This is a genomic window from Peribacillus simplex (assembly GCF_030123325.1).
Lineage (GTDB): Bacteria > Bacillota > Bacilli > Bacillales > DSM-1321 > Peribacillus > Peribacillus simplex_D.
In genome coordinates, this window is sequence record NZ_CP126106.1 from 640162 (window position 1) to 655625 (window position 15464).

A 15464-nucleotide genomic window follows, 5' to 3' on the forward strand; every position below is an offset into this window, starting at 1 on the left:
ATGAATCATCGAACATACCTTACTTTAGCCATTCCCTTAACGATTTCAACGATGACAACACCTTTATTAGGGGCGGTGGATACGGCAGTTGTTGGTCAGCTTCCAGATCCGGCGTATATTGGGGGAGTTGCAGTAGGTAGCGTTATTTTTAATACTTTATATTGGTTATTCGGTTTTTTACGAGTTAGCACATCTGCGTTTACCGCTCAAGCTAATGGGGCAAACGATCAAGCTCAAGGAGCACTCGCCTTGTTTCGCCCTTTTTTATTAGCCGTCATTGTAGGTCTTTGTTTTATCCTCCTGCAATGGCCGATTGAATATGCGGCTTTGAAACTGATCGCACCTGATTCCAATGTTAGCAAATTTGCAGCGGAATATTTTCGAATTCGAATTTGGGGAGCGCCCTTCACCTTAATGAATTATGTCATTCTTGGTTGGTTGATGGGCATGTCGAAGATTAAAGTATCTTTATTTTTACAAGTGTTCATGAATGTTTTAAATATTGTTCTTGCCATTATGTTTGTTCATGTCTTTTCTTTGGCCGTAAAAGGGGTGGCTATGGCAACTTTAATCGCAGAAATCACAGCTTTCTTAATTGGCTTACTCCTTTTATTGAAGGCATCACCGATTCGATGGGAAATGCCAGCTGTGGGAACGCTTATAGATTCACATTCCATGAAAAAGATGTTTATCGTTAACCGGGATTTATTTATTCGAACGATTTGTTTATTAGCTGTTTTTAACTTGTTTACAGCAAAAGGAGCTACTTTTGGCACGGAACTATTGGCTGCCAATGCGGTATTGATTCAAATTCATTATATTATGGCTTATTTCTTTGATGGGTTTGCGAATGCATCTAGCATACTAGTAGGTAAAGCGATTGGTTCAAATGATGAAAAATTATATAAAAAAACGCTCACCCTATCCTGGCAATGGTCAATTCTATCCGCTTTCTTCATTGCTTGTGCCTATGCAATATTTCAAGAACAGATTATTGGACTCTTCACGAATTTACCTAGAGTAATCGAGCTTTCGAATACATATGGAGCTTGGCTAATTATTTTCCCATTCACAGCCTGTTTCGGACTCGTCATTTACGGTGTCTTCACGGGAGCTACTGAAATTGTACCGGTTCGAAACTCTATGATTTACGCGTTGATGGCGTATATTATTGTGCAAGTCACTGCAACACCCATCTGGGACAATCATGGCTTATGGCTCGCCTTCATCGTCTTTAGTGTGGGTAGATCTTGTTTTCTAGTTATGTATATCCCTAGACTGAATAAGAAAATATTTCATGTTAAACAAGAATTGTGAATGCCTTTCCTAAAATATAAAGATAATCCGATGTTTCATAGAGACAAGTTGCAAAATGGTGGCTTATTGATCCAATAGGTGCATGAATTAAGATCGAAGCTGTCTATAAGGCAGCTTTTCTTTATGGATTTAAAGGGGTGTCTCCTATTAAGGATTTCAAAACTTACCTGGTATAAAAACAACTTTAAAGGCATGATCTGCTATTTTTAAAGTGAAGGTTTCCATATCCTTTTTTATTTTCCATCACTGAAACAATATTAGGAAAAACATCCATAAAAATTATTTGAAGAAAATAATATATATTCTAAAAATTCATATTATATTACTTTATTCTTATGCTATATTATAGGGAGAATTATTTATTATCACGTATAATCTAAGAATTGGAGTGATTTGAATGAAGAAACTTGGTTTACTGAGTATGTTTTTGATTCTAACTATCTTTATCTCGGCTTGTGGAACCAATGAAGAAAAAAATGCAGGTGAGGAAAAGGAACCTGAAAAGGTATATAAGGTTGGTGTGGATACGACTTATCCTCCTTTTGAATTTAAAGAGGGGAACGAATATAAAGGTATTGATATAGAATTGATCAATGCAATTGCGAAAGACCAGGATTTTAAAATCAAATTGTCTCCGATGGATTTTGGCGGCATCATTCCGGCAATGCAAGCCAATCAGCTAGATGTAGCCATTGCGGGCATGAGCATTACAGAGGAAAGAAAAAAGGTAGTGGATTTCTCAACACCATATTTTGATGCTGGATTAACAATAGTTGTTAAAAAAGATAATACAAGCACTAAAACTGTTAAAGATCTTAAAGGAAAAACCATTGCAGTCAAAAAAGGGACAACAGGTGCTAAGTATGCACAGGATAATGCTACGAAACTAGGAATTAAAGTTGTCCAATTCAATGATAGTCCAGCGATGTTCCAGGAAGTGGCCAACGGTAATGCAGATGCTCTTATAGAAGATTACCCGGTTATCTCCTATGCGATCGCCCAAAAAGATCTTGGGCTGAAAATCGTAGGTGACCGTTTGAATGGTGACCAATATGGAATTGCTGTATTGAAAGGGCAAAACAAGGATTTATTGAAGAAAATTAATGATGGTCTTGCCAATCTTAAAAAAGACGGCACGTATGATGAAATTATAAAAACGTATCTTGGTGAATAAACAATAGATTAAAGCTCAATAGGCGCGCTTAAGGCGCGCTTTCTTTTTCAAGGGGTGAAAGATATGGATATAATTGTTGCGGCATTGCCTATTTTATTAAAAGGACTTCAGGTGACACTTTATATCTTTGTGATTGCCATTATCCTAGGTTTTTTGATTGGTTTACTGGTCGCTTTGCTGCGACTTGCCCCCATCAAAATCTTGAACTGGATTGCAAAGGTTTATGTGGATGCGATACGAGGGACACCGTTCATCGTTCAGCTGTTTTTTATCTATTTTGGTGTGAATTCACTGAATTTGATTTCTTTGGACAGTACAACAGCTGGAATAATTACCGTTGCAATCAATGCGGGGGCATATTTTGCTGAAATAATAAGGGCGGGGATACAATCCATCGATAAAGGACAAACGGAAGCGGCAAGATCCATCGGGTTCACGGGTACTCAAACGATGAGGTATGTCGTGCTGCCGCAAGCATTTAGAAGGATGCTCCCTACCATTACGAATCAATCGATCATCAGCTTGAAAGACACTTCGCTATTATCCGTCATTGGTATTGCCGATTTAACCCAGCAAGGTCAAATTCAAGCTTCGGCAACCTTTGAAGCATTCAAGATTTGGCTGGCCGTCGGTGTGATCTACTTTATCATCATCTATTTGTTAACCCTAATTGCTAATTTCATAGAAAGGAGGGTACAAGTTCGATGAGCATCATAACTGTAAAAAAACTGAGAAAATCATTTGGAACTGTCGAGGTTTTAAAAGATATTAATGCAGAAGTGCAGGAAAAGGAAGTAATTTGCGTAATAGGCCCTTCTGGATCTGGAAAGAGTACATTCCTGCGTTGCCTGAATCTCCTTGAGGAAATTACGGGCGGTGAGGTGGTCATTAATGGACATGATATAACCGATCCCAAAAGGAAAATCAATATTAACAAAGTCCGGCAAGAAGTTGGAATGGTCTTTCAACATTTCAATCTATTCCCTCATAAAACCGTCCTTGAGAACATAACATTGGGCCCTATTAAAATTCGTGCCACCGAGAAAGCAGAAGCAGAAAGGTTGGCGCTTGAGTTATTGGATAAGGTTGGTCTTAAGGAAAAAGCAAATAGCTATCCAGGGGAACTTTCCGGCGGACAAAAACAACGGGTCGCCATCGCAAGGGCATTAGCGATGAATCCGAAAATCATGCTATTTGATGAACCGACTTCGGCCCTTGACCCTGAGATGGTCGGCGATGTTTTGGAGGTAATGAAGCAACTTGCCAAGGAAGGCATGACAATGGTTGTCGTTACGCATGAAATGGGCTTTGCCCGGGAAGTAGGGGACCGGGTCATATTCATGGATGGAGGGTATATCGTGGAAGAAAATGAGCCGAATGAATTATTCGGCAACCCTCAGCACGAAAGAACGAAAGCATTCTTGAGCAAAGTGCTTTAATGGGATGACTGTAAGGAGCGGGAATCAGTCAGGCCTGTTTACTAATATCATCGGGCTAGCATCAAAAAAACCTATGCATTCGCCACATGCATAGGTTTTTTCTTATTTACTTGGCACCGTAACTAATCAAGTTCGTCATGATTCGATATCCGCCTGGAACCTGGCCTTGAATTTGCCTGTATAGGACAAGGTTGGTGTAGAGGTAGGTGCCATTACCGTATTTAGCCATTAGGATTCCGCCATCAAATGGTTCTTCATTTGGATCGGCCATGGAAATGAATGTTTCAAACCGTTCATCCCATTCCATTGGGAAGTACAATCCTCTTTCTTGGACCCAATTGCTCCAGTCATCACTTGTTATTTTATTTGGATAGTTAAAGAGAGCCGATTCTGGTTTCGAGACGTTTACCGTGGCCTTTTCATCGGTTACCCGCCAGCGGATGGAAGGATTCCCGAGGGTAAGGGGATATGGAGCTGTCTTCAGGGCATCCCATCCATCACCCGGTTTATGGTATTGAACGACGAGATGACCGCCGTTTTCCACATATTCAAGTAAGCGCGCGTTATTTGCCTTTAAATCTTCCCTTGATAGATAAGCACGGATGCCTGTAACGATCGTATCATATTGACTTAAATCACCTTCAGCTAAATCAGCTGCCGTTAACTTCGTAATGTTCAGGCCTGCATTGCTCAAATAATCTGCCACTTTATCGAAACCACTTTCAATGTACCCAACTTTTAATGAAGCTGGCATTAAAAGCTCAAATGCAACCGTGTTGATAGCTGCTGGGTATTGGTAATAGAATGTTCCGATATGGTCATAGGAAATTTCCTGAATGGTAGAATCAAAGGTTTTCCCATTGACAGTAGCAGCTGCCTTAATCTGATATTCACCATTTTGAATTGCCTTTGGTGGTCTGAGGGTGAACTTTACTTGTTTTTCTTCTGACTTTTCATTAAATGATACAGTGGCATTTTTCGGATGAACTCCCCAATTTTCAGGGACTTTTAAAGCGACCCTAGCTGATGTTTTTCCTTCTGTGTAGTTTTTCAAGGTTACGGTCACTGGGACTTGTTCTTTTACATCTGCTGTATTTACGACGATATCTTCAGGTGATAGGGTAAGGCCAACATCGGGAAGGACAGCGATGGTTCCATCCAATTCTTCCTTGATGGCCGTTTTTGTGCTGCCGTACCTATAAGAAATGCTCGTTGTAATGGTTGATTGATCATAGGCATGGTAATAGGCTGCATCTTCAGGGACTTCAACCAGGTAGGTCATTGTCGCTGATTTATTTGGTGCCAGATTGACATCTTTGGATTTTGTTTTGGTCTTCCATCCTTTAGGCACGTTCAATGCAGCAGTGACTTTTTTCAAGGTTTGTTTCCCGTTATTCTTCACGGTTACGGTTACATTCGTTCTTTGGCCTTTCGTAAGGATCTTTGAAGCCGTGTTAGCTTGAACTTCGAGTCCTGAAGAGACATAACTGACGTTTTGCAATTGCTCTTCTTTTAATGAGAGCTTATGAAGCAAGTCGTTCTTAATGGAAGGGCTTAGCTTTGCCTTTTTGACTTGCGCAGTAATTGAACGAACATTGGAGAGCGCATTTTGGGATGCTGAAAAAACACGTTTTTCATTAGGATAAGCCGCAATGACGGCGTCCAAATTCCGTTGCAGGTATTTAAATTCACCTTTCAATTTTGAGGCTTGGCGAGGGAGTTTTTCAGCCCATTCAGTAAAATTGTAAGGTACACCTGCAAAAAGGTCAGACTGGTTTTTTGTATCAACGGCGCTTTGCTTCAAATCCAGATGGATCTGGCGAGGTGCTGCAGGGATATCAGAACCCATGCCTTGGCTTTTATGCAGATAGCGTGATTGTTCTCCAAGCTGAGGGTAAGTCATATTGTATATTGGGTCAAATTTACCGATTTCAATCGAAGTGGTTGCTTGATCTGCCGAGGAAACGGGCAAATATAACTTTTTCACTTGCCATACCGATAGACCTTGTTTCAATTGTTGTGGAAACACGGTTGGGTCGGCGGCATCCCTAAAGGCACGTTCACTTAAGATTGTCATTGTTCTGTGATGTCCATGCTGGGTATCATCATTTTGAAAGGATGGCATCAATATATCAGGCTGATACGTCCGAATAAAGCGGATTAGCCGTTCATAGGTGAGTTCCTCTCCCCATTTTCCCAATGTTTCCTCCGGTGTTTTAGAGAAGCCGAAATCATAAATGGGATCAGATGTAGTCTCACTTAGATGATAGGCCTTAACCCCGGTGATTTTTGCAGCTTCTATCATTTCCCTTGAACGGATGATTCCAAGAGCATTGTCCAGTTCATCCCCAATTTCATTTTGTCCTCCTTCACCACGGTTTGCAATCAGGCTGGACGTCTTAACCCCTAATCCTCTCGATAGATAAGCGAGAAAGTCACTGCGTTCATCATCCGGATGGGCACCGCTGTTCAAGAATGTCACGGTCGTCTCGAGCGGCTTAACCGCATTCCATAACTCAACGTTGGTATCCTCAGGATTTGCAGCACTACCTCCAAGCGGCAATAATGCAAGAACCAACAAAAGGGAAAGCAACGATAACAAAGCTTTTTTCATTATTCTTTTAACCCCCTTCACTTTTATAAAACTCCTAAAAAAATGTAGGTTAGTAATATTTTCTAACTAACCAGACGAAAAAACTTATCTAATAAATAGCATTAATGGGTATAAATGTAAATGATTCGAACTAACTATTAAAAATTGAACATTTTAAAAGTTCAGAAAAATAACTTGTGTGCTGGATTTTTTTAAGTTATATTTTTACTTAATTAGGAAGATTTACTAACTAAATGATGTAAGGCCGTGATGTGATGAGTTTTAAAAGACCACCCAGTCATCAAAAATATGTCAATAAAAAAAGAATCATTCAATGCATCCAGGAATGTTCGTCCATTTCAAGAGCCGAAATCGCTGTTAAGCTTCAGCTAAGTAAACCAACTGTTTCTCTGGCTGTGGATGAACTTATACAGGAGAAATGGGTATTTGAGAAAGGAATAGGAGAATCCTCCTCTCAGGGCGGAAGAAGGCCTATCCAGCTCTTTTTTAATGAAAAGGCTGCCTATATCATTGGGGTCGATATAGGCGGGACGAAAGTGAAAATCATTTTAAGTGATTTAAGCGGCAACATCCTCGCCGACACTAGTTTTTCAACTAACACCTATTTACAATCAGGGCTTCTTAAACAAATGGCGATTGAAACGGAACGGTTAATTGCAAAGAACCAGATTGCGAAAGGCAGGATATTGGGGATGGGAGTCGGGATCCCTGGTATAACGCAAACGGCAAGCGGATTAGTAATAGAGGCACCGAGTTTAGGCTGGGTACAATATCCGTTCATTGCCGAAGCGAAACGGTATTTTGATTTTCCCATTTTTCTAGACAATGATGTAAACGCGGCTGCGCTAGGTGAACAGTGGTTGGGTAATGCACAAAATAAGCGGAATTTACTGTTCATTGCGGTTGGCACGGGGATAGGAAGCGGCATTATCTTGAATAACCAGTTATACAGAGGAGCATCAAGTGCAGCTGGGGAAATGGGATATATGGTAACGGACAAAGAGGATATGAAGCGTGAATTCAAGCCGATTTTCCATAGATACGGCTACTTGGAAAGTGTCGCAGGAGGAAAGTCGATTGGCAGTCATTTTACCAGGGAGGTTCTCAAGAATCCTGATCATTCTTTATTCGAACGGGCCAAATCTTCCGAACTATCGGGGGAGGATGCCTTTTTGTCAGCAAAAAAAGGAGACACGACAGCCATTGCCGTCATAAATGAAGCCATCGAACATTTGGCCTGCGGAATAGTCAATGCGGCCAGTTTGCTTAATCCAGAGGTGATTATTTTAGGAGGTGGTGTTTTAAATTCATCTGAATACATTTTACCTAGAATTCGGGAGATCGTTGATCGATATCTTCCTAGTTTAGTAGAAATGAAAACTTCACAACTGGGAGAAAACGCAGGAGTGCTTGGAGCGGTTTCCCTTTTCTTAAGGGAACATGATGGCATTTTGAATTTTCGTGATGAGGGGGAGTATTAATGAAAAATAAGAAAAAGTCGCTTGTTTCAGTAATGGCCTTATCGGCAGCGCTATTGATTTCGGGATGTAACGGTGCAGATACGAAAACGAATTCGGATGCTGGCGGTGCCAAGGGAAAAAAGGGTGAGTTGGAAGATAAGATCGTAGTTTATTCACCGCATGGCAAAGATATTTTATCAAAATTCGAAAAACAGTTCGAAGATGAGTATGGTATTGATGTTGAGTGGCTTGATATGGGGTCTCAGGAAATCCTTGACCGCGTTCGATCAGAGAAAAGTAATCCGCAGGCAGACGTTTGGTGGGGGGCACCTTCCACGAACTTCAATCAAGCAAAGAGTGATGGGCTGCTGGCTGCTTATAAGCCTAGCTATTCCGATAGTCTCGATAAAGGATTCCACGATCCGGAATGGTATTGGACGGGAACGAGCCAGACACCGGAAGTCATCATGTATAACAGCAAAGAACTATCAAAAGACGAGGTACCGAAAGATTGGGATGAACTGCTTGATCCGAAGTGGAAAGACGAAATCATCATTCGCTATCCGTTAGCCTCCGGAACGATGAGGACAATTTTTTCTGCGATGATCTATCGTACGTATAAGGATACAAATGATCCGAAAGAAGGGTATGACTGGTTAAAGAAGCTCGATCAAAACACAAAGGAATATTCAGCAAACCCGGAAATGATGTATAACAAGGTAGCCAAAGGAGAGGGCTCACTTTCCGTTTGGGCAATGCCGGATGTTGTCATGCTTAAGGAAAATAAAAATTATCCGTTTGAGTTCGTCATTCCAGAAAGCGGAACACCAGTATTGACAGAGGGGATCGCCATCGTTGAAGGTGCCAAGCATCCAAAAGCGGCTGAAGCCTTTTATGAGTTCGTGAATTCACCGAAAGCCGCAAAAACTCTGGCAGAAGAGTTTTACAGGATTCCGACCAGAAATGATGTGAAGGATTTACCTGAATGGATCACGGAAACAGAAATTAAAGGGATGGATATTGATTGGAATGCATTCGAAGAAAAAGGTGACGAGTGGATGAAATATTGGGACGAAAATATTAAAAGCGGAGATAAAGAAATTAAAGAATAAGGAAGTGTCGTTGGGATGGCGTCAATTAAAATAGAGAATGTCCAAAAAGCCTTCGGGAAAACGATAGCTGTTGATCATTTAAATCTGGAAATCAAAGAAGGTGAGTTTTTTACCTTTCTTGGTCCAAGTGGCTGCGGTAAAACGACAACGCTTCGAATGATTGCCGGTTTTTATTATCCGACAAAAGGTGTCGTCCGATTTGGCGACAAAGATATGACGCGTGTACCTCCGGAGAAAAGAAATACAGGCATGGTTTTTCAAAACTATGCCCTCTTTCCCCACATGACTGTTTTTGAAAATGTAGCGTTTGGCTTGCGAGTAAGAAAAGTTTCTTCTGCTGATTTAAAGAGGAGAGTGCTGGAAGCCCTCCAAAAAGTCAGGCTGGAGAGCTACTCGAATCGTCAAGTGAGTCAGTTAAGCGGAGGACAGCAGCAGCGGGTGGCCCTTGCGAGAGCGCTGGTCATTGAACCTGAAATATTACTGCTGGATGAACCATTAAGTAATCTGGACGCCAAGCTTCGTGATGAAATGAGAGCGGAAATCTTAAGGTTGCAGCGTGATTATAAGATTACCACCATTTATGTTACACATGATCAGGCCGAGGCATTATCCATGAGTGATCGGATCGCTGTTTTCAATTATGGTGTATGTCACCAGGTCGGGACGCCGGCAGAAATTTATAATCAGCCGGCCAATGATTTTGTGGCAAGATTTATAGGCGAGATTAATCTATTGCCCGTTCAAGTCGAAAACGATCAACAAGAGAATGTAGTGGTTACTCTTAAAAATAGTGAACAACCGATTAAATTGAATGTAGAATATCAAGCTAGAGAAGGAATTTCAATCATACAGACTGATGGTGATCTTGCTGTTTCGATTCGTCCTGAAGCAATCAGAATTCTGGATGCAGCCGAAGAAGGAATGAATATATTTAGAGGTAAAATAAATTCCGTCCAATTCTTTGGGTCTGTTGTGAATGTCATGGTGGATGTTCAAGAAGTGTCACTAAGGGTTGACGTATTCAACACTCAGGATTTTGGATACTTTTATCAAGGAAAGGAAGTGTATGTCCAGCTTCCTGAGAAACAGCTGCGTCTTATCCCTGTCATAAGCGGTGATGCTCCATGATTAAAAATCGTGATACCAGGTTGACGATTTGGCTGCTTATACCAGTTGTAATGGTGCTCGTAGCGTATGTTCTCTACCCATCATTGAGGACCTTTATCGAAAGTCTGCAAAAAGACGGAACGATATCCCTTGGAAATTATCAGGACTTCTTCGTGCAGGAATCGAAAACGAACCTAGAGGCGCTATGGAATTCCGTTTATATATCCTTATTGAGTGTATTGGTCAGTGCCTTGATTGGCATTCCGCTCGCATTTATTTTTAACCGTTATGATTTTCCCGGCAGAAGCTTCTTTTCATCAGCAGCGATTTTGCCGATTGTCCTTCCATCATTGGTAGGGGTCATGGCTTTTATGTTTTTATATGGAGAATCGGGATTGATTCCAAATGCCATCAAGGATCTGTTTGGTCTCGATAAAGTTCCATTTAAAATTGGCGGGGTATCGGGAATCCTTATCGTGCATGCCTATACGATGTATGTCTATTTTTATATGACCGTGTCCGCTGCAATCAATAAAATCGATCCGTCCCTTGAAGAAGCTGCTTATAACTTAGGTGCAAATAAATTCAAGGTTTTTTGGAAGGTGACATTTCCATTATTGACACCTGCCATCGTTGCCGCTTCTTTGCTTGTTTTCATGATATCAATGGCTTCATTCAGTGCCCCGTTTTTATTGGCTGGCGGATACAGGGTGTTGAGCCTGCAAATTTATTTTTCAAAAATAAATGGTGATATGGAAATTGCCGCTACTCAATCCGTCATTCTATCCATCGTTTCGATTTCATTTCTATTATTCATGCGTTGGTATCAGAATAGGAAAGATTATCGCATGGCTTCAAAAGGGATTGGGGCACACAGGAGTGAAGTGAAGAACCCGATTATGAAATGGGTGATGGCCGTAACGGGCATCATTGGCGTGATTATTTTGCTTTTACCGCACTTTACGATTCTTTTGCTTTCACTTGTGCCGGATGGAACCTGGACATTTCAAACGTATCCAACAGTATTTAATGTGGAAAATTACAGGCTTTTGTTTGAAGACCCTAATATCTTCAAACCGTTACGAAATAGTTTACTGATGGCGGTCATTGCAACGTTGGCAAATCTGGTGTTTGGGGTCATAGCGTCCTATGTGCTTGTCAAACGGAAATTCGTCGGGAAAAGCTTTGTCGATATTCTAGTCATGATTCCTTGGGCGTTGCCTGCAACGGTCATAGGGATGAACTTGATATTCGCATTCAATGAACCTAGCATTTTTTCATTCGGTCAAATATTGGTAGGAACATTTTGGATTTTGCCCCTTGCCTATTTCATCAGACATATTCCACTCGTTGTCCGCTCGACTAACGCCGTTCTGGAGCAGCTCGATGATTCGATTGAAGAAGCGGCCAGAAACTTGGGGGCAAAGTGGTTTTATACCTTCAGAAAGGTCATATTTCCGATTATAATGCCTGGCGTTTTATCAGGGACATTATTGGCATTTATCGAATCTGTGGGGGAATTTCCGACCTCGGTCCTGTTGTACACGATTTCAAACAGACCCATATCCATTGAAATCATGAATCAGCTTCGAATGTTCAATATGGGGCAGGCAGCTGCCTATGGGATGATTCAAATCACGCTGATTGTAATCGTTCTCTTTATTTCGAACAAGTTTTTTGGAATCAAAGCGGAAAAAGCTTTATGAATTTGGAGGTTCAAAGATGAGCAGGCTTGAAGAATTTATCAAAAATGAAGGTAGTGTCTTTCCCGGAAAAACATATGCTAGAGAGCTTCTGATGCCTGTTTTTAATGATCAAAGAGATTACTTATTTCATGCAATGTTCGATATTCATCGGGCGCATGTCATCATGCTTTCGGAACAAAAGATCATTAAAGAAGAAGAGGCGAAAACCATGCTTGATGGGATTCGGAAAGTGGCCCAAACAGATCTTAAGCAGTTGACCTATCAGCCCCAATTCGAAGACTTATTTTTCATGATGGAGGCAAAGATAGGTGAGGAAATTGGTCATGAACTTGCAGGAAAGATTCATATCGGCCGCAGTCGTAATGATATGGGAGTCGCGATGTACCGGCTTGTTTTGAGAGGCCATATGCTCCAATTGATTGGCTATGCAAACCATTTGAGTGAGGCATTCCTGGTGCAGGCTGAAAAACATACAGAAACCTATATAACTGGTTACACGCATACCCAACCGGCTCAGCCGACTACGATAGGACATTACTTTTTAGCCATTTATGATGTGCTTCAAAGGGATATTGGCCGGTTATGGGCAGCCTATGAAACGGTTAACCAATCGCCTTTGGGAGCTGCCGCGTTAACGACCACCGGTTTTCCGATCAGCCGGAACCGTACTGCTGAACTGCTTGGGTTTGATTCGGTGATCGAGAATTCCTATGACTCGATAGGCGGGGCGGATTATTTATTGGAAACCGCAACGGCCATCATGACGTGCATGGTCAATACAGGGAGATGGATTCAGGATTTCCTGCAGCATGTGACAAGGGAGTTTGGTACATTTCATGTGGCCGATCCTTATGTTCAAGTGAGCAGCATCATGCCGCAAAAAAGAAATCCAGTTTCCATTGAACACTCCCGTTCGATTGCTAGCAGTGCATATGGTGATGCACTCGCTGCAATGAATATGATCCACAATACGCCATTTGGTGATATCGTCGATACGGAAGATGATTTACAGCCGCATTTATATCGGGCATTTTCGAATGCAGGACGTGTCATGAAACTCATGTATGCCGTCATATCGACTTTGAAAGTAAATGAAGAACATACAAAGAAAATGGCCGCAAAATCCAGTATAACGGTTACTGAATTAGCGGATACCCTATCAAGAGATTACGAGATATCATTTAGAAAAGCTCATTCCATCGCCAGTCATATTGCAAAACGGTCGAGTGGTGAAGGGAAGGAGCTTTATGATTGGGACACACAAGACATCAATAAGATCATCAATGAATTTGTTGCAGTGAATTTAACTGAAGACGAATGGAAAAAGATCATCTCTCCCGAATACTTTGTGGAGATTAGAAGCATCCAAGGCGGGCCCAGCCCGAAAGAGGTTACGAGGATGATCGTAAATAGAAAACGAAAACTGGAACAACAGCTGCATGAATATAAGAAAATGGTCAAAGCGTTGAATGATGGCAGGAAGGCTTTAGTGGATTACTGAAGGTGCCAGGGAAATTCACGAGTATTTGCTCCATACTCCCAATTATCAAGAAAAAGGACATTATGACAATGGATGTCGATAATAAGGAAGGCTCAGTCTTTTGACTGAGCCTTCCTTATTTATTTATCAAAAAACGAGTTTCAAAGTTGCTTCATATATCGTTAACGGATTTTGGTTCCAACTGAACCGCGTGCTTTCTGAAAGCAAGACTTACCGTGATCATCACAATGAAATTGACCGCCAAGGCGATGATTCCCACATTCAAATCTTTCGCGGCTTGAGGCAAGGTTGGAAACAAGGTTCCTATAGTTGAAGAACTGAGTGTAATGCAGATTACAATGAATAATCCGGTGATGATGCCGGCGATTGCGCCATATTTATTGATGGGATTATTCTTCTTCAGACTAAAGAGCAGGGACGGGAATAGCTGTGTGATGAGACTGTATCCCATAAGAATTAATGCCGACATCGTTTCGCCGCCGTTTAAGGTGAAGTAGACGGCAATAAGGGCAATGACGGGAACAAGGAACTTTGCCAATCGTACAACGTGACGATCGGATACTGCAGGTGTAAATTCCTTATAGACGTTTTTCGCGAGCAGTGTAGCGACGCTCATCAAAAGCATGGATCCCGGCACCAATGCGGTCAACAATCCAGCTCCGCCGATTATACCTATAAACCATGGATCAAAGGTCTCGATAGAAAGGCGCAGCAATGAGAGGTCTGCATCTGCCCCAACGAGTCCGGGCACTTTCAATATAGCTGTAAACCCAACGAAAAAGACGAATAACAGCATGAGTGTATATAAAGGGCTGATGATGGCGTTTTTTCGAAATACCTTGCCGCTGCGTGCTGAATAGACAGCGCTGAAAACTTGTGGCCACATATAGAAACCGAATACGAGCAATATTACCGTGGAGATAAACCATGATACGCTAAGTCCCTGATCAGGGAACTTTAGAAAACCAGGCTTGGCCGTATCAATCGCTTCAAACATCGGCTGGAATCCGCCAAAGTAATGGATCGGCAGATAAATCCCCAAAAATCCTATTATGGCGACCATCATGATATCTTTAATGACCGCTGTCCAAACTGAACCGTGTATACCGGAGATCATCACATAAATGGTCAGGCTGACCGCCCCCAGCCAAACTGCCTCGGACATTGAGATGGCACCATAAGATGCTTCAGAGACAATGATTCCCAATCCTTTCAGCTGCACGACGATCACTGGAATCATCGACACCACACCGACAAGTGCAGCCAAAATTCCTAAACTGGGACTCTTATATTTGCTCACAAAGAAATCGGATTGAGACATCAGTTTATTTTCTTTGGCATATTTCCATATTTCCGGAAGGAGCCAATAGGATAATACATAAGACAAAGTAATGTAAATTAGAACATATAGAGCGGGTGCGCCCTTGCCATATGCCCAGCCGCTGCCGCCAAGGAAAGAGAAGGTCGTATAGATTTCCCCGGCCATCAGCAGAAAGACGAAAATCGCACCAAAACCACGTCCGCCCACCGTCCATTGTTCCAAGTCCATATCTTTTCCTTTTGAAGAGCGTATCCCTAAAAATATCGATAGAAGTAAAAATGCTAAAATGATTAAGAGAGCAATATTCATTCCTGGTCACCTTCCCGATTCCTGGGATCCAGCTTATACATGATGCCCAATATGGCAGAGGTAAGGACCACCCACATAGCCATCCAGAACATATTGAAAGGCATCCCTAATACGTATGGTTCTATTTTATTAACAAAAGGTAGAAATCCTAGTATGCCTATAAAAGGAACTAGAGTAAGGATATATATTATCTTCATTAAACAAACCCCTCCGTTTTAAATAAGTGAAACGTCCATCAATGGGGTTTATTCTTCAATGCCACTGATGGCTGGGTGAACCAAACCGGGAAGGAAAATTCATGCAGGACGGATTTACCTTCTTTTAAAAAGGTCCGATGATATATATTAGCTTACACTATTTTGATATAAAATTTAATGCAGTTGCCTGATATATTTTAGCAAAAA

Annotated in this window: 12 protein-coding genes; 9 read left to right on the forward strand and 3 right to left on the reverse strand. The window is 41.6% G+C overall.

Going from position 1 to position 15464, the window contains the following annotated elements; all coding sequences use genetic code 11:
* From QNH43_RS03085 to QNH43_RS03100, 4 genes are all read left to right on the forward strand, one after another.
* Nucleotides 1-1317: an MATE family efflux transporter gene (locus QNH43_RS03085; RefSeq protein ID WP_283916760.1), complete on the forward strand. Its 1317-nt coding sequence runs from the start codon at nt 1-3 to the stop codon at nt 1315-1317.
* A gap of 397 nt (nt 1318-1714) precedes the next feature.
* Nucleotides 1715-2491, forward strand: a complete 777-nt coding sequence (locus tag QNH43_RS03090) for a transporter substrate-binding domain-containing protein (RefSeq protein WP_076370949.1) — start codon at nt 1715-1717, stop codon at nt 2489-2491.
* Nucleotides 2492-2554: 63 nt separating this feature from the next.
* Entirely contained in the window at nt 2555-3199 is a 645-nt protein-coding gene (locus tag QNH43_RS03095; RefSeq protein ID WP_076370951.1) for an amino acid ABC transporter permease, read from the forward strand.
* On the forward strand, nt 3196-3930 hold the full coding sequence (locus QNH43_RS03100; protein WP_283916761.1) for an amino acid ABC transporter ATP-binding protein: 735 nt from the start codon (nt 3196-3198) through the stop codon (nt 3928-3930). The genes QNH43_RS03095 and QNH43_RS03100 overlap by 4 nt, the downstream gene beginning before the upstream one ends.
* A 106-nt stretch (nt 3931-4036) precedes the next feature.
* Here QNH43_RS03100 and QNH43_RS03105 read toward each other — a convergent pair whose 3' ends face one another.
* Nucleotides 4037-6544 (reverse strand): NEW3 domain-containing protein, encoded by a 2508-nt coding sequence (locus QNH43_RS03105; protein ID WP_283916762.1) that lies wholly within the window; start codon nt 6542-6544, stop codon nt 4037-4039.
* A gap of 254 nt (nt 6545-6798) precedes the next feature.
* On the opposite strand from QNH43_RS03105, the gene QNH43_RS03110 reads away from it, so the two are divergent.
* The 5 genes from QNH43_RS03110 to argH are packed head-to-tail and all read left to right on the forward strand — an operon-like array spanning nt 6799 to nt 13430.
* The gene (locus QNH43_RS03110; protein WP_283916763.1) at nt 6799-8025 is read left to right on the forward strand and encodes an ROK family transcriptional regulator; all 1227 of its coding nucleotides are present in this window, start codon (nt 6799-6801) and stop codon (nt 8023-8025) included.
* Nucleotides 8025-9116 (forward strand): extracellular solute-binding protein, encoded by a 1092-nt coding sequence (locus tag QNH43_RS03115; protein WP_283916764.1) that lies wholly within the window; start codon nt 8025-8027, stop codon nt 9114-9116. Before QNH43_RS03110 ends, QNH43_RS03115 begins: the two co-directional genes overlap by 1 nt.
* A gap of 15 nt (nt 9117-9131) precedes the next feature.
* Nucleotides 9132-10244, forward strand: a complete 1113-nt coding sequence (locus QNH43_RS03120; RefSeq protein WP_283916765.1) for an ABC transporter ATP-binding protein — start codon at nt 9132-9134, stop codon at nt 10242-10244.
* Nucleotides 10241-11929: an ABC transporter permease gene (locus QNH43_RS03125; protein ID WP_283916766.1), complete on the forward strand. Its 1689-nt coding sequence runs from the start codon at nt 10241-10243 to the stop codon at nt 11927-11929. Before QNH43_RS03120 ends, QNH43_RS03125 begins: the two co-directional genes overlap by 4 nt.
* Before the next feature lie 16 nt (nt 11930-11945).
* Nucleotides 11946-13430: an argininosuccinate lyase gene (argH, locus tag QNH43_RS03130; RefSeq protein WP_283916767.1), complete on the forward strand. Its 1485-nt coding sequence runs from the start codon at nt 11946-11948 to the stop codon at nt 13428-13430.
* Between the two features lie 151 nt (nt 13431-13581).
* Here the strand turns inward: argH and QNH43_RS03135 are convergent, their stop codons facing one another.
* Nucleotides 13582-15060: a sodium:solute symporter family protein gene (locus QNH43_RS03135; protein ID WP_283916768.1), complete on the reverse strand. Its 1479-nt coding sequence runs from the start codon at nt 15058-15060 to the stop codon at nt 13582-13584.
* Nucleotides 15057-15257: a DUF3311 domain-containing protein gene (locus tag QNH43_RS03140; protein ID WP_048685209.1), complete on the reverse strand. Its 201-nt coding sequence runs from the start codon at nt 15255-15257 to the stop codon at nt 15057-15059. Before QNH43_RS03140 ends, QNH43_RS03135 begins: the two co-directional genes overlap by 4 nt.
* Nucleotides 15258-15464: the final 207 nt, after the last annotated feature.